This window comes from Pseudonocardia xishanensis (assembly GCF_039541715.1).
Classification (GTDB): Bacteria; Actinomycetota; Actinomycetes; order Mycobacteriales; family Pseudonocardiaceae; genus Pseudonocardia; species Pseudonocardia xishanensis.
In genome coordinates this window covers 98,337-113,191 of the sequence record NZ_BAABGT010000025.1, presented here as the reverse complement: position 1 = coordinate 113,191, position 14,855 = coordinate 98,337, and the positions used below count along the sequence as shown (strand labels likewise).

Here is a 14,855-nt window from a genome sequence, read left to right as displayed (position 1 = left end):
GACCCGCCCGCACTGGGGTCGCCCAGCGCGGTGGGGGGAGTCGACGGTTTGGGGATGTCGACAAGCGGGTCGGCGCCGTGGAGGGTGACACGCGCGGACCCCCTCGGGAGGCTCCGGGCACTCTTCGCCTGGAGGTGCGCGGTGACCGACTTCGGACTCTGGTACGACTTCCGCAACCCCGACCGGGAGCGACCGTTCGGCGCGTTCTACCGAGAGTTGCTGGAGCAGATCGGCTGGGCCGAGCAGCAGGGGATCGACTCGGTGTGGCTCACCGAGCACCACTTCGTGCCGGACGGGTACAGCCCCTCCCCCTTCGTCCTCGCCTCGGCGATCGGCCAGCGCACCTCGCGCCTGCGGATCGGCACGAACCTGATCGTCTCGCCGCTGCACGACCCGGTGCGGCTCGCGGAGGACTCCGCCACGCTGTCGCTGCTCACCGGCGGCCGGTTCGACCTCGGCGTCGGGCAGGGGTACTGGGAGAGGGAGTTCGCGGCGTTCGGGCAGCGGGTGGTCAACCGGCCCAGCCTGCTCGAGGAGGGCGTCGAGGTCATCCGCCGCGCCTGGGCCGGGGACGCGAGCGGCTTCGCGGGCAGGCGGTACGCACTGCCCGAGGGCCTCGCCGTCACCCCGCAGCCGGAGACGACGCCGTTGCTGCTGGTCGGCGCCATGGCGGAGCCCGCGATCGCCCGCGCGGCCCGGATCGCCGACGGCTTCCTCTCCACCCAGAACGCGCACCAGCAGGCCTACCTCGACGAGTGCGCCGCGCTCGGCCGCGAGGACCCGCGGATCTACGCGGGCCAGTGGGCGATCATCGCCGAGGACCCCGAGCGCACCTGGGCCGCGATCGGCGAGCACGCGCTCTACCAGCTCAACGAGTACATCTCCTGGGGCGCCTTCGGGCCCCCGGACGCCACCCCCCGGTTCACCGACCCGCAGCAGATCCTCGACGCGGGCGCCTACGTGCTGATGGACGCCGGGGCGGCCGTCGACGAGTACACCGCGCTGCTGCGCGAGCGGCCCCAGATCCGCGACGTGCACTTCTGGGCCCAGCTGCCCGGCGAACCGGTGGACTCCGGCTCCGAGCGCATCGAGTACCTCACGACCAAGGTCATCCCCCGGATCCGAGAGAGGCTGTAGATGTCCTACCTGGAGCGCGACGGCAAGAACGTCTACTACGAGCACCACCGCGGGTCCGGTGGGCGAGCGGTCGTGCTGGTGCACGGCTGGGGCGCGACCAGCGAGTGCTGGGACACCACGCTCACGGCGCTGCTGGCGGCCGGGCACGAGGTCGCGCTGGTCGACCACCGTGCGTGCGGGCGTTCCGACCGGGACTTCGACGACGTGTCCGTGGAGGCGATCGCGTCGGACGTCGTGGCGCTGGTCCGCCACCTCGGACTGGACCGCCCGGTGCTCAACGGCTGGTCCGCGGGCGGTGCGGTCGTGGTCGCGGCGGCGGCGGAGCTGGGGGACGCGATCTCCGGCGTCGTGCTGACGTCCGGCGCGACCCCGCGCTACACCGCCACGGAGGGCTGGCCCTACGGCGGCACCCCCGCGGACACCGAGGGCGTGCTCGCCGGGCTGGCCGCGGACCGGGCCGCGACCTTCCGCGCGGTCACCGGCGCCGTGGCGGCCAAGCCGCTGTCGGACGACCTGACCGAGTCCATCTGGCTGCAGTTCATGAAGACCGGTGCGCGGGCCGCGGACACCATCCGCGGGCTGATCGACCTGGACCAGCGCGAGATCCTCGCGAACCTCGCCGTTCCGGTGCTGTCGCTGCACGGCACGGACGACGCGTTCGTGGCGTTCGCCGGGGCGAAGGCCGGCATCGAGCTCACCCGCGACGGGCGGCTCGTGGAGTTCCCCGGGGTCGGCCACGCCCCGTTCCTGGAGGACCCGCAGACCTATCGGACCGAGCTGCTGCGGTTCCTCGCCGACTAGGCGCAGCAGCCGACCAGGCGCAGCGCCAGGTCAACGTACCGGGCGGCGAGCTCGTCGATGTCGAGCCTGCCGCCCGGTTCGTACCACTCGTTGGGCCCGTTGAGCATGTCCAGCAGGGCCAGCGCGGACAGCCGCGGGTCCGGGCAGTCGAACTCCCCCGCCGCCGTGCCCGCGGCCAGGAACTCCGCGATCGCGTGCTGGTAGCGGCGGCGGTAGACCTGCACCTCGTCGAAGCGTTCAGGGCTCAGCGCACGCAGCTCGCGGCCCGCGACCCACCAGGCGTCCCGGTTGGTGCCGATGTGGCGGACGTGTCCCTCGACGAGCTCCTGTAGCCGCTCCGGCCGGGTCCCTGAGCCCTCCAGGAGCGGCAGCTGGTCCACCACGAGGTCGCGGTCGACCACGTAGATCGACTCGAGGAGCAGCTCCTCCTTGCCGGCGAAGTGGTGGTAGAGCGAGGCCGCCTGGATGTGCGCGGCCTCGGCGATCGCCCGCATGCCGACGCCGTGATAGCCGCGCTCGCGGAACAGCCGCGTCGCGACGGCCACCAGCTCGGCCCGCCGGGTCCCGGCCCGCGTCGGGCCGCGCCCCAGCACCTCGGGCCCCACGTCGGTCACACCCGTGATCGAACCACCCCGGTCCGCCTCAGCCCCCGCCACCCCGCGCCAGGCCGTCGATCTGCAGGGCGAGCTGGGCGGCGAGCAGCGCGTCGAAGTGGCGCAGGTCCAGCCCGCCGACGTGCTCGATGCGACCGAGCCGGTACCGGATGGTGTTCTCGTGCACCCCCAGCACCTTGGCCGTGGCGCGCACCTGGGCCCCGGAGTCGAGGTAGACCCGCAGCGTCTCGGTGAGGTCGCCCCCGGTCTCGGCGTCGTTGCGGCGCAGCGGGTCGAGCAGGCCCACGGCGAACGCGAGCGCCACCGAGGTGCGCTCGCCGTTGACCACCAGCCGCAGGGTGCGGAAGTCCGCGGCGTCCACGACGCCCGCCCGGCCGCCGAACCCGGCGAGGATCGCCTCGGCGTCCCGGGTCTCCGCGTGAGCGGCCGGGTAGTCGCCGATCCGGCGGCACACCCCCGACACGACCGCGCGCGGGCAGCCGGTGAGCAGGCCGACCCGGTCGAGCGCGCCGCTCAGCAGCGACCGCAGCCGGACCTCCGGGGCCGCGCCGCCCGCCAGACCGACCAGGACCACCACCGCGTCCGGCTCGGCGATCGCGAGAACCGGGCCGTGCGGGTCCCCGACGAGCTCCCCGACCGCCGCGGCCACCGCCGCCCGGTGGTCGCGGGCCTCCCGTCCGGCCGCGACCGGCAGCCGGACCAGCACGTGCGGCCGGTCCACCGCGATCCCGACGTGCGCCGCCATCCGGTCCAGGTCCTCCGGTGCCCGGGAGCCGCGGACCAGCTCCCCCAGCACGTCGTCGCGCGCCTGGACCACGGCCTCGGCGCGGCAGGACTCCGACAGCGACTGCAGCGCCAGGACGGCCGCGGTCCACTCCGCGAGCTGGGCGTCCGCGCCGCACAGCCGTCTGCCCGTCTCGACGACGTCGAGGTACCCGGACACCTCCCCCTCCCCGACCAGCGCCGCGACCAGGTGCCTGCGCATCAGGCCCGCGTCCGGCGCGGGGGGCAGCACCAGCGAGACGCGACCGGGCCCCAGCTCGCCGAGTGCGGTGCGGACGGGGGCGGTGCCGGGCAGGAACGCGACGTCCGCCCCGGACCGGGCCACCGGGTGCAGCGCGGCGTCCAGCCAGGCCACGCCGGTGCCGAGCAGCTCGGCGAGCAGCGCGACCAGGGCGTCCCCCTCGGCGCCCGCCGCCACCGCGGCGGCGAGCCTGCGCTGCAGGGTGCGGGCCCGGCCCACCTCGGCCAGCTCGCGACGCTGCCGGGCGGCCAGGGCGGCCTCCCGTTCCCGGGCGAGGACGGTCTCGGCGAGCGCGGCGTACGGGGCCGCGGCGACGGCGTCGTCGTCCGGGAGGTCGCCGGGGCTCGCCCGGCCGGGGCGCTCGATCTCCAGCACGCCCGCGACCTCGCCCTCGACGAGCAGCGGGACCGCGGCGCTGGTGAAGCTGTGCGACGTCCGCTCCCGGCAGGCCTCGCCCGCCGTCGCCACCCGGGCCAGCCCGCCGTCCGGGCCGCGGACGTGCACCGCGCACCGGACGGGTCCGAGCTCGGCCCGGACCGCGCGCAGGACCAGCGCCAACTCCGCGGCCACGTCCTGCGCGGGCAGGGTCGTGGGCGGGGTCGTGGGCGGGGTTGTAGGACTCGCCATGGGTCTCCCTCGACAGCGTTGGTGGGGGGTTCCGGCTGCGACTACCGTCACAATCTGCCCCCCTAACAGTCGTTAGGGCAAGACGAAGACACGGAAGGACGCCCACATGGATGTCGGTGTGCTGCTGGTGTTCCAGAACTGGCACGAGAACCTGTCCGACGGCGAGATGTTCACGCACGAGGCCGAGCTGGGCGTCCTGGCCGAGGAGTACGGCTTCGACTCCGTCTGGGCCGCCGAGCACCACTTCGACGACTACTCGATGTGCCCGGACAACCTCCAGCTGATGACCTACCTGGCCGGTCGGACCAGCCGGATCAAGCTGGGCACCGGCGCGGTGATCCTGCCCTGGAACAACCCGCTGCGGGTGGTCGAGAAGGCGATCATGCTGGACCACCTGTCGAACGGGCGGGTGCTGCTCGGCATGGGCCGCGGTCTGGCGAAGATGGAGTACGAGCAGTTCGGCGTGGACATGAACGAGTCCCGGCAGCGGTTCGACGAGGCCGCGCCGATGATCGTCGCGGGCCTGGAGAACGGCTACGTCGAGGGCGACGGACCCTTCTACCCGCAGCCGAAGGCGATCGTGCGGCCCGGGCCGAACCCGGCGTACGACTGGACCGGCCGGATCTACGGCGTCGCGATGTCGCCCGACTCGGTGCCCGCCGTCGCGAACGTCGGCGCTCGGATGATGACGTTCATGCAGTACCCGGCGGAGGTCCACGCCGAGTCGATCAACCGGTACCGGGACCTCTACCGGGAGGCGCACGGCCGCGAGCCGCTGCCGGTGCACACGCAGGACTTCATCTACTGCCACGAGGACGCCGAGGAGGCCGAGAAGACGGCCCGCGAGTACCTGTCGCGCTACTTCCTCTCGGTGGTGAAGCACTACGACTTCGCCGGGAGGCACTGGCGGGAGACGAAGGGCTACGAGGCCTACCAGAGCGGTGCCGACATGATCCGCGAGGCGGGCATGGAGGCCGCCGCCGCGGGCTACGCGGACACGCAGGTCTTCGGTACACCCGAGCAGTGCATCGAGAAGTACCGCCACCGCCTCGAGGTGCTCGGCCCGCACGACCCGTCGATCGCGCCGTCCTTCGCGGGCCTGCCCTTCGACAAGGTGAGGGCCAGCCTGAAGCTGTTCGGCGAGCAGGTCGTGCCGGAGCTCAAGAAGATGGGCGTGTCGGCACCCGCGGGGGTCTGAGCCCGCCGGCACCACTCGAGCGGCCCGAGAGTCCCCAGCGGCTCTCGGGCCGCCCGGGTGTCAGGTGGGGACGTGTACCGACGCGCGGAGGGCGCGCTTGTCCAGCTTGCCCACGCTGGTGCGGGGCAGGGACTCGACGAGCACGATCTGCTCGGGCAGCCACCAGCGCGGGACCCGCTCGGCCAACCGCTCGGCGAGCTCCGCCTCCGTCGCCTCCCCGTGGAGCACGACCAGGGCCAGGGGGCGTTCCTGCCAGCGCGGGTGCGGGACCGCGACCACGGCGGCCTCGGCCACGGCGGGATCGGCCAGCAGCGCCTGCTCCAGGGCGAGCGAGCTGATCCACTCGCCGCCGCTCTTGATCAGGTCCTTGGCCCGGTCCACGATCCGCATCCAGCCGTCCGCGTCGATGACGGCGACGTCCCCGGTCAGCAGCCAGCCGTCGTCGAACCGCTCGGGGGCCTCGCCCAGGTAGTAGCCTGTGGCCACCCACGGCCCCTTGACCTGCAGCTCCCCCGCCGACTCGCCGTCCCACGGGAGCTCCGCGCCGGACTCGTCGACGATCCGCCACTGCAGACCCGGCAGCAGCCTGCCCTGGCTCTGGGTGCGCCGCCGCCGCTCCTCGGGATCGGCGATCGGCTGCGGGGCGCGGGTGAAGCTCGCCATCGGCGACAGCTCGGTCATCCCCCAGCCCTGGTAGACGGGGACGCCGAGCTCCTCCTCCAGGTCCCGGATCAGTCCGAGCGACGGCGTCGACCCGCCCAGGACGAGCGCCCGCAGGCTGGTCAGGTCCCCGCCGTGGGTGCGGACGTGGCGCAGCAGGTCGACCGCGACCGTCGGCACCATGCCGGTGTAGGTCACGCGCTCGCGCTCGATGATCCGGGCGATGTCCGCCGGGGTGGGGTGCGGGCCGGGCAGCACCTGGGCGGCCCCGGACAGGGTCGCGGCGAAGGGCACGCCCCAGGCGTTCGCGTGGAACATCGGGACCACGTGCAGCACGGTGTCCGCGGCGGAGATCGCGTGCCCGTCGGCGAGGCAGGCGGCGAAGGTGTGCAGGTAGAGGCCGCGGTGGCTGTACCCGACGCCCTTGGGCCGCCCGGTCGTGCCGGAGGTGTAGCAGAGCACCGCGAGATCGTCCTCGCCCACGCCCGGTCCGCCCTCGTACGGCTCCGCCGACACCAGCAGCCGCTCGTACTCCTCCCCGGAGTCGAGCACGCCGAGCGTGGGGTCCACGCCGTCGAGCAGGGGGCGCAGGTCGGCGTCGACGACGATCAGCCGGTCGTCCGCGTGCCCCGCGATGTAGGCGATCTCCTCGGCCGACAGGCGCAGGTTCAGCGTGTGCAGCACCGCCCCGACCAGCGGCACCGCGGCGTACATCTCGAGGTGCCGGTGGTGGTTCCAGGCCAGGCTCGCGACCCGGTCGCCGGGCCGCACGCCGAGCCCGCGCAGCGCCCCGGCGAGCCTGGCCACGCGCTCGGCGTAGGCCGCGTAGTCGTAGCGCAGGACCTCCTCGCCGTGGGAGTAGCAGACGATCTCGCGGTGCGGATGGTGCCGCCGGGCGCGGCCCAGGAAGTCGGAGAGGAGCAGCTCGCCGCGGTCCGTCATGGGAGCAGCGTCGCGGGACGGGCGCGCCCTGTCACGCCCGCCGCCCGCGACCCTTGTGGGCAGTTGCAAAGCGCGTCAGCGACGCACGGCCCGCCGGATCCGCTTCTGCACGTACATCGCCTCGTCGGCCGCCTTCCAGGCCCCGGGGAAGCCGGCGACGATCGAGTACGGCGCGTGTCCGAAGGACCCGGACACCCCGCCTCCTCACGGGCCACGAACCGGTCCCGGCCGCGGCGGTTGAGCAGTCCGGTGAGCGCGTCGGTCTCCGAGTCCCGGCGCGCGGTCTCGAGCTGGCGGGCGGTCTCGGTCGCCCGCAGGTCGGCCTCCAGCACCGACGACGACAGGCTCGACAGCAGGTCCAGCAGCGGGCCGTGCTCGCTGAGCGCGTCCGCGCCCCGCTCCGGGTCGAACCCGCGGACCGAGCCGAACAGCGAGCCGTCCGCCTGCAGGATCGGCGTGCCGACGTAGGTGTTCACCGCGAACGGGGACTCGTCCGCCGACGCCCGGTACACCGGCACGGCCGCCACATCCGGCGCGATCCGCGGGGCCTCCCCCGAGACCATCCACCGGCACATCGTGTCCACCAGCGGGGTCCAGGCGCCCGCGACGATCGGGGAGGAGCCGTCCCCGTCCACGGACAGGAACGTCTGCCGGTCCCCGGCGATCCGGGTGACCGCCCGGGACCCCCGACCCGGCCCCCACGCCGCCACCACGGACGGGTGAGGACCCCGGTCACCGTTCCAGCAGGTCACGGAGCACCCGGACGATCTCCGCAGGCGCCTCCTCGGCCGTGTAGTGGCCCCTCGAGGAGCACGTGGTCGAGGTCCGCCGCCCAGACGCCCCACAGCGTGGCCCCGTCGTAGCCGAGCCGGGCACCCCGTCACGGGCATCCGCAGCGTGACGCAGTGATCACGGTCCGTCCGATGGTGGGGCACCTTCGCGCCTCCGGTCACGGCCGGCCGGGTGATCCGGCAACCACCAGGGGTCGAATGAAAGCGGGCGTAACGGGATGAACCTCGCGGATTGCCCGGCTAAGAAAGGCCAGGCTACCCTTTGCGTCGCACGGGACCGGCGTCCTGCGCGCGGTCGACGAAAGGAACTCCATGCGACTCCCCCGCCTCGGCGCGGCCGTCCTGCTCAGCGCCGTGGTGGCGTTGACCGGCTGCTCCAGCCCGTCCCAGGAACCCGCCGCCCCCGCCGCGGCCCCGGACGGCGCCTACCCCGTCACCCTCACCCACCTCTACGGCAGCACGACGATCCCGGCGAAGCCGCAGCGCATCGTCACCGTGGGGTTCAACGAGGCGGACTTCGTGCTCGCCCTCGGCGAGAGGCCGGTCGGCGAGCGCGCGGTGCTCGGCGACTTCGACGCGGACGGGCGCAGCTGGGCGCGGACGCCGCTCGGCGGCACCACGCCGGAGAAGGTCGGCGGCACCGAGATCGACTTCGAGAAGGTCGCGTCCCTGCGCCCGGACCTGATCCTCGGCGTCTACTCGTTCATGGAGCAGGCGGACTACGACCGGCTCAGTGCGATCGCCCCGACCGTCGCGCAACCGGACGCCGACGGCGCGACCTGGCAGGAGCAGCAGCGGACGACGGGCCTGGCCCTCGGTGGGGAGGCGGAGGCGACGCGGGTCGTCGCGGACGCCGAGCAGAGGTTCACCGACGCGATCGCCGCGAACCCCGGGTTCCGCGGCCGAACCGTGACCGTCGGGCTGTGGGGTGTCGACTCGGGGATCTACGCCCTGGAGCCCACCGACCTGCGCGCGAAGTTCTACGCCGACCTCGGCCTCACCCCGACCGCGATCACCGGGGCGGTCGGCCCCGAGTCCTACGGACAGCTCGAAGCGGACGTCGTGGTGATCATGGGGGCCACCCGGGAGGACCTGGCGAACCAGCCGACCTTCCAGAGCCTGCCCGCCGCGCAGCAGAACCGGGTCGTCTACACCGGCGGCTTCGGCACCGAGCTCAACGGCGCCCTCGGCTTCGGCAGCCCGCTCTCGCTGCCGGTCGCCATCGACCTGGCCACCCCCCGCCTCGCCGCCGCCCTCGACGGCGACCCGGCGAACGCCACCGACTGAGCCGCGCCGGGTGGTGCCGTCCGCGAGGGTCGGCACCACCCGTCCGGACGGTCCGGGGATCCGATGACGGTCGGGCCCGTCGCGAGAGGACCCCAGCGGTCGCTGATGGCGGTGGCCTGCCGCAGCGTGAACACGCCCCGGGCGGCCGGGTCACGCCCCGGTCACCCGCCGCACCACCAGTTCCGGCGGCGGCTCCGGGGCGCCGCGGTCGGGGAAGTCGAACAGGCCGAGGATCAGCAGCATCGGGTAGTCGGGCGAGCGGGTCGAGCGGCGGACGACCTCGCCGTCGAGGGAGAAGTCGACGCCGTCGGGACGCCAGTCGACGGCGTACCGGTGCCACCGCGCCACGTCGAGCGCCCTGCGCTCCGCGGAGAACTCCTCGCGCAGCGCGGGATCCCGGAAGGGGTGCAGGCCGCAGCCCACCGCGGCGGTGCCCGGCTCCAGCGCGTCCCCGAAGACCTCGACGAGACAGATCTCGCCGCAGCGCTCGGGGCGGTCCTCCATGCCGATCATCCAGGCGGAGAACATCGACCGCGGGCCGAGCCGGGCCCGGCACTCCACCTCGATCCGGCCGTACCGCGGGACGAACCCGCGGGACTCCGGCTGGGCCTCGCGCACGAGGAGCCCCTCGCGGAAGGGCTGTTGCCCCAGGGTGCTCCCGACGGGCCCCGACCAGTTCCCGGACTGGACGGCCGAGACCCGCAGCGGCGGATCGTGCAGGTCCGGGCACCACACCGGGTGGTCGGCGGGGATCGTCAGCCGCAGCCCCTCGTCGTCGAGCACGTAGGACGCGGCGGCCGCGGCCCGCGAGCTCCACGCGGGCAGGTAGGCCGGGGTCCAGACGGTCGGGTCCAGCTCCGGGCCCCGGAAGGTGTCCTCGAACACGCCCCGAACATAAGCGAACGGGCCCGTCAGCGGGTGCCGTGCAGCTCGGCGAACGGGACGGTCCGGGCCGCGCCCGCATCCGCCGGTCCGCGGTGTCGCGGGTGATCACGTGCAGCCGGATCCCGAACCGCACGGTGCGCCCCCGCGCGGCGGCGAGCGCGCGGACCCGGGCGATCTTCTCCGCGACCTCAGCCGGTGCCGACGCCGTGCCCGCCCCCGACGAGCTGACGGCTGTCGCCGCTGGTGAGCAGGAACCAGAGGACGGACAGCGGAGTGCTCACGCGGTGAACCCCGCCGTGAACCCCGCCGTGAACCCCGCCGTGAAACCCTTAGCCCGCCCCGGGTCCCGGTCGCTCCACAGTGTCGTGCTCACCTCGCGCTGGACCAGCGGGATCACCTCCTCGGCGAACCGGGTCAGCACCTCCTGCTGCTGCGCGTAGGGCAGCACCGGGTTGACCGAGATCGACTGCACGTCGTGCCGGTAGGCCTTGTGGTAGTCCAGGATCTTCTCCGCGACCCGCTGCGGGGTCCCGACGAGCGCAGGGCCGTGGGCCACCGCGTCCTCGATCGTGGTGAAGGACATCGTCTTGCCGAGCCGGGTGTCGCCTGCGTGCGCGGCGTTGAGCTTGGCCGCCATGAACTCGTAGATCGGCCGGTACTCGGCGATCGCCTGCTCGTCGGTCTCGGCGAGGAACAGCCCGCCGGAGCCGGAGCCGACGTAGTTCGGCTCGTGGCCGTGCACCGCGCACTGCTCGCGGTAGCGGTCGATCAGCACCAGGTAGTTCTCCCTGGGCTGCAACGCATTCGCGGTGAAGATCGGGTCGCCCCACTTCGCGGCGAGGTCGACGGCCGTGGTCGAGGTGGCCGAGCCGTGCCAGATCCGGAACGGGCCGTCGAAGGGCCGCGGGTGGGTGGTGACCCCGTCGAGGTCCGGACGGTGCGCGCCCCGCCAGGACACCGGCCCGTCGCGCAGCAGCAGCCGGAGCAGCTCGTAGTTCTCGGTGAGGTAGTCGTACTGCTTCGCGAGCTCGAGGCCGAAGAGCGGGAAGTGCTTGTCCTCGTTGCCCTTCCCGATGACGATCTCCAACCTGCCGCCGGAGAGCTGGTCGATCGTCGCGTAGTCCTCGGCGACCCGGACCGGGTCCAACAGCGACAGCACGGTGACGCCGGTGCTCAGCAGGATCCTCGAGGTGGCCTGGGCGAGCGCGCCGAGCAGGACGGTCGGGGCGGACGAGACGAACTCGCCCGCGTGCCGCTCCCCCACCGCGTACGAGTCGAAGCCGAGCCGCTCGGCCAGCACGGCGGTCTCGACGACCCGGCGCAGTCGCTCGTAGACCGAGACGATCTCCCCGGTGACGGGGTGCGGGGTGTGCGGGACGATGTCGAGCACCTGGAAACGCATCAGACGTCCACCCTCCGGCCGGCGATCGCCGCCAGCAGCTCGCGCGTGTACTCGTGGTCCGGGTCGGTGAACAGCTCCTCGGTGGGCCGCAGCTCCAGCAGCCGCCCCTCGCGCATCACGCCGACCCGGTGCGCGATCCGCCGCACGACGGCGAGGTCGTGTGAGATGAACAGGTAGGTCAGGCCCTGCTCGCGCTGCAGCTCGTCCAGCAGCTCGAGCACCTGGGCCTGGACCGAGACGTCCAGCGCCGAGACCGGCTCGTCGCACACGACCAGGTCCGGGTTCAGCGCGAGCGCGCGGGCGATCGCGACGCGCTGGCGCTGCCCGCCCGAGAGCTCGACGGGCCGCCGGTCCAGCAGGGCCGCGGGCAGCGCGACCCGCTCCAGCAGTCCGCCCGCCCGTTCCCGGCGCTCCGCGGCGGTGCCGATCCCGAACGCGCGCAACGGCTCCGTGACCACCTCCGCGACCGAGAACCGGGGGTCCAGGGAGGCGTACGGGTTCTGGTAGATCAGCTGGGCCCGGCGGCGCAGCTCCCGCCAGGGACCGCCCTTCAGCGCGGTCACGTCCACGCCGTCGAACCGGACCTCACCCGCGGTCGGGTCCGCCAGCCGCAGCACGAGCCGCGCGGTCGTGGACTTGCCCGAGCCGGACTCCCCGACCAACGCGAGGGTCTCGCCGCGCGCGACGGTGAACGACACGTCGTCCACCGCGCGCAGGGTCCGCCGCCGCCCCAGCGGGAACTCCTTGGTCAGGCCGCGGACCTCCACCAGCGGCGGCGCGCTCACCGGCTCGCGTGGGGTGACCGGCGCGGACAGCCCGGGTGCCGCCGCGATCAGCCGCCGCGTGTACGGGTCCGCGGGCGCCCGCAGGACCTCCGCGACCGGCCCGGCCTCCACGATCCGGCCGCCGGACATCACCACGACCCGGTCCGCCCGGTCGGCGGCGACACCCAGGTCGTGAGTGATCAGCAGCATCGCGGTGCCGTTGTCCCGCAACGTGTCCAGGTGATCGAGGATCCGCCGCTGCACGGTCGCGTCCAACGCGCTGGTGGGCTCGTCGGCGATGATCAGCGCCGGGTCCGCGGCGGTGGCGATCGCGATCAGCACCCGCTGCCGCATGCCGCCGGAGAGCTCGTGCGGGTACTGCCGGGCCCGGGCCTCCGGCTCCGGCAGCCCGGCCTTCGCCAGCAGCTCGACGGCCCGGACCGCGGCCGTCCGCCGGTCCGCCAGACCGTGCACCCGCAGGGCCTCGCCGACCTGCCTGCCGATGCGCTGCACGGGGTTCAGCGAGACCGTCGGGTCCTGCGGGACGAGCCCGATCCCGCGCCCGCGCACCGCGCGGAAGGCCTTCTCGGACAGGCCGGTCAGCTCGCGGCCGCCGAGCCGGATGCTGCCGCCCGACACGGCCCCGTTGCCCGGCAGCAGCCCGATCACGGCCTGGGCCAGCGTGGACTTGCCCGAGCCGGACTCCCCCACGACCGCGACCACCTCGCCGGGCGCGACGGTCAGCGAGGCGCCCTGCACGGCGTCGATCCGGCCGGCGGCGATCCGGTAGGAGACGGCCAGGTCGGTGATCTCCAGCAGTGTCGACGACTCGCTCGTCGCCGAGGGTTCGCTCGCGAGCTCGCTCATCGGGCCCTGCTCCATTCCCCGTCGAGCGCCCGGGAGATCCGGTTCACCGACAGCACGGTCGCGGCGATCGTCAGGCCGGGCATGGCGCACAGCCACCACGACGTCGCCAGGTAGTTGCGGCCCTCCGCGATCAACGACCCCCACTCCGGCGACGGCGGCGGCGCGCCGTAGCCGAGGAACGACAGCGAGGACACGGCCAGGATGGCCAGCCCGAACTCCAGCACCGCGAGCACGAGCACCGGCCCCGCGGCGTTGGGCAGCACGTGCCGCCACAGCGAGACGTACCACCGCGTCCCGACGGACCGGGCCGCCTCCACGTAGGTCGACCGCCGGATCCGCATGGTCTCGGCCCGCATGACGCGGGCGAAACCGGCCACGCTCGCGATCCCGACCGCGATCGCGACCTTGACGGTGCCGTAGCCCAGCGCCGTGATCAGCGCGAGCGACAGCAGGATGGCCGGGATGGACAGCAGGACGTCGACCAGCCGCATGAGCGCCTCGTCCACCCAGCGGCCGACGAACCCCGCGAGCAGCCCGATCAGCCCGCCCGCGACGAGCGCCACCACGACGGCGATCAACGTGGCCTGCAACGACAACGAGGCGCCGTGCACCACCCGCGTGTAGAGGTCCCGGCCGAGGTAGTCGGTCCCGAAGACGTGCGCGCCGCTGGGCGCCTGCAGCTTGTCCGCCACGACGCCGGTGTTCGGGTCCCCGGGCGCGAGCAGGCTCGGGACGAACGCGGCGAGCAGTACCAGGACCACCACCACGATCGCTGCGACGAGCCCCGGGCGATGCCCGAGGAGACGGCCCAGCCGGGCCCAGCGCTCGCGGCGGGTGGGGGGTTCGGGCAGGACGACGGCCGGGCGCGCCGGGTCGGCGGCGTCGGACCTGATCAGAAGTTCGGTCATGCCGCTGCAGGCACCCCCCTCGCGATCCTCGGGTCGAGGACCGGGTAGACGAGGTCCACCAGCAGGTTGACCCCGACGAACACGAGCGACGCGAACAGCACGATCCCCTGGACCATCGGGATGTCCTGCACGCCCACCGCCTGCACGGTCAGCCGCCCCAGGCCGGGTCGGGTGAACACGGTCTCCACCACCACGGTCCCGGCGAGGAGGTTCCCGGCGACGTAGCCGAGCACGGTCAGCGCGGGGATCGCGGCGTTCTGCAGCGCGTGCCGCAGGTGGATCGCGCCCCGCCCGACGCCCTTGGCCCGCGCGGTCTGCACGTACGGCTCGTCCAGCGCGGTGGTCAGGCTCTTGGCCAGCACCTGCGCCACCAGCGCTCCCATCGGCAGCCCGAGGGTGACCGACGGCAGGACCAGCGCCGAGAACCCGCCGGCGCCCACCGAGGGCAGCACGCCGAGCCCGAACGAGAAGATCTGCACGAGCATCAGGCCGACCCAGAAGACCGGCAGCGACACGGCCAGCGACGGCAGCGCCATCAGCAGCTGCCGCAGCCAGCGCAGGCGCGTGGAGGTCGCCGCCACGGCGGTCCCGGTGCCGAGCACCACCGCCACGAGCAGGCCGCCGAGCGCGATCTGGATCGTCGGCGGCAGCGCCTCGGCGATCGCGGACCCGACCGGGCGGCCCGTCTGGATCGACGCGCCCAGGTCACCCTGCACCGCCGCCCACAGCCGCGTGCCGTACTGCACGATCAGCGGCTGGTCGAAGCCGTACCGCGCCTTCAGCGCCTCGATCGCCGCCGGGGTGAGCGGCTCGCCGTCCAGCCCGCCGCTCGCCATGGTGCTGATCGGGTCGCCGGGCAGCAGCCACAGCACGACGAAGCCGGCCGTGTACGCCGCCCACAGCACCGCGACCGCGGTGCCGAGGCGGCGGAGCAGGTAGCCGAGCACG

13 protein-coding genes are annotated in these 14,855 nt (G+C 73.9%); 4 read left to right on the top strand and 9 right to left on the bottom strand.

Annotated elements, in window-relative coordinates; translation table 11 throughout:
• Positions 1-141: 141 nt before the first annotated feature.
• Positions 142-1,137: an LLM class flavin-dependent oxidoreductase gene (locus ABD993_RS08970; protein WP_345414620.1), complete on the top strand. Its 996-nt coding sequence runs from the start codon at positions 142-144 to the stop codon at positions 1,135-1,137.
• The gene (locus ABD993_RS08965; RefSeq protein ID WP_345414619.1) at positions 1,138-1,938 is read left to right on the top strand and encodes an alpha/beta fold hydrolase; all 801 of its coding nucleotides are present in this window, start codon (positions 1,138-1,140) and stop codon (positions 1,936-1,938) included.
• Here ABD993_RS08965 and ABD993_RS08960 read toward each other — a convergent pair.
• Positions 1,935-2,552 carry a TetR/AcrR family transcriptional regulator gene (locus tag ABD993_RS08960; RefSeq protein ID WP_345414617.1) on the bottom strand — a complete coding sequence of 206 codons (618 nt, stop codon included), beginning with the start codon at positions 2,550-2,552 and terminating at the stop codon, positions 1,935-1,937. The two genes, ABD993_RS08965 and ABD993_RS08960, sit on opposite strands and share 4 nt — an antisense overlap.
• Before the next feature lie 28 nt (positions 2,553-2,580).
• Positions 2,581-4,203, bottom strand: coding sequence for a PucR family transcriptional regulator (locus tag ABD993_RS08955; protein WP_345414615.1), 1,623 nt, complete (start codon positions 4,201-4,203; stop codon positions 2,581-2,583).
• Between the two features lie 106 nt (positions 4,204-4,309).
• Here ABD993_RS08955 and ABD993_RS08950 point away from each other — a divergent pair, with 106 nt between their 5' ends.
• Positions 4,310-5,401 carry an LLM class flavin-dependent oxidoreductase gene (locus ABD993_RS08950; RefSeq protein ID WP_345414613.1) on the top strand — a complete coding sequence of 364 codons (1,092 nt, stop codon included), beginning with the start codon at positions 4,310-4,312 and terminating at the stop codon, positions 5,399-5,401.
• A 60-nt stretch (positions 5,402-5,461) separates the two neighbouring features.
• On the opposite strand, the gene ABD993_RS08945 is transcribed toward ABD993_RS08950, so the two are convergent.
• Both ABD993_RS08945 and ABD993_RS08940 read right to left on the bottom strand, forming a co-directional pair.
• A complete protein-coding gene (locus tag ABD993_RS08945; protein WP_345414611.1) occupies positions 5,462-7,003 on the bottom strand; it encodes a long-chain-fatty-acid--CoA ligase in 1,542 nt (513 codons plus the stop codon).
• Positions 7,000-7,755, bottom strand: coding sequence for a hypothetical protein (locus ABD993_RS08940; RefSeq protein ID WP_345414609.1), 756 nt, complete (start codon positions 7,753-7,755; stop codon positions 7,000-7,002). Before ABD993_RS08940 ends, ABD993_RS08945 begins: the two co-directional genes overlap by 4 nt.
• Positions 7,756-8,106: 351 nt before the next feature.
• On the opposite strand from ABD993_RS08940, the gene ABD993_RS08935 reads away from it, so the two are divergent.
• On the top strand, positions 8,107-9,081 hold the full coding sequence (locus tag ABD993_RS08935; protein WP_345414607.1) for an iron-siderophore ABC transporter substrate-binding protein: 975 nt from the start codon (positions 8,107-8,109) through the stop codon (positions 9,079-9,081).
• 150 nt (positions 9,082-9,231) lie between these two features.
• Here the strand turns inward: ABD993_RS08935 and ABD993_RS08930 are convergent, their stop codons facing one another.
• The 5 genes from ABD993_RS08930 to ABD993_RS08910 form a co-directional block, all read right to left on the bottom strand.
• A complete protein-coding gene (locus tag ABD993_RS08930; protein WP_345414606.1) occupies positions 9,232-9,966 on the bottom strand; it encodes a glycoside hydrolase family 16 protein in 735 nt (244 codons plus the stop codon).
• A 277-nt stretch (positions 9,967-10,243) separates the two neighbouring features.
• Positions 10,244-11,368, bottom strand: coding sequence for an LLM class flavin-dependent oxidoreductase (locus tag ABD993_RS08925; RefSeq protein ID WP_345414604.1), 1,125 nt, complete (start codon positions 11,366-11,368; stop codon positions 10,244-10,246).
• Entirely contained in the window at positions 11,368-12,999 is a 1,632-nt protein-coding gene (locus ABD993_RS08920; RefSeq protein ID WP_345414602.1) for a dipeptide ABC transporter ATP-binding protein, read from the bottom strand. The genes ABD993_RS08925 and ABD993_RS08920 overlap by 1 nt, the downstream gene beginning before the upstream one ends.
• On the bottom strand, positions 12,996-13,907 hold the full coding sequence (locus ABD993_RS08915) for an ABC transporter permease (protein ID WP_345414600.1): 912 nt from the start codon (positions 13,905-13,907) through the stop codon (positions 12,996-12,998). The genes ABD993_RS08920 and ABD993_RS08915 overlap by 4 nt, the downstream gene beginning before the upstream one ends.
• The gene (locus tag ABD993_RS08910; RefSeq protein ID WP_345414598.1) at positions 13,904-14,854 is read right to left on the bottom strand and encodes an ABC transporter permease; all 951 of its coding nucleotides are present in this window, start codon (positions 14,852-14,854) and stop codon (positions 13,904-13,906) included. Before ABD993_RS08910 ends, ABD993_RS08915 begins: the two co-directional genes overlap by 4 nt.
• Position 14,855: the final 1 nt, after the last annotated feature.

Coding starts and splice junctions, on each gene's coding strand:
- ABD993_RS08965 (WP_345414619.1), top strand. CDS start 1,138: ATGTCCTACCTGGAGCGCGACGGCAAGAACGTCTACTACGAGCACCAC.
- ABD993_RS08955 (WP_345414615.1), bottom strand. CDS start 4,203: ATGGCGAGTCCTACAACCCCGCCCACGACCCCGCCCACGACCCTGCCC.
- ABD993_RS08950 (WP_345414613.1), top strand. CDS start 4,310: ATGGATGTCGGTGTGCTGCTGGTGTTCCAGAACTGGCACGAGAACCTG.
- ABD993_RS08945 (WP_345414611.1), bottom strand. CDS start 7,003: ATGACGGACCGCGGCGAGCTGCTCCTCTCCGACTTCCTGGGCCGCGCC.
- ABD993_RS08935 (WP_345414607.1), top strand. CDS start 8,107: ATGCGACTCCCCCGCCTCGGCGCGGCCGTCCTGCTCAGCGCCGTGGTG.
- ABD993_RS08925 (WP_345414604.1), bottom strand. CDS start 11,368: ATGCGTTTCCAGGTGCTCGACATCGTCCCGCACACCCCGCACCCCGTC.
- ABD993_RS08920 (WP_345414602.1), bottom strand. CDS start 12,999: ATGAGCGAGCTCGCGAGCGAACCCTCGGCGACGAGCGAGTCGTCGACA.
- ABD993_RS08915 (WP_345414600.1), bottom strand. CDS start 13,907: ATGACCGAACTTCTGATCAGGTCCGACGCCGCCGACCCGGCGCGCCCG.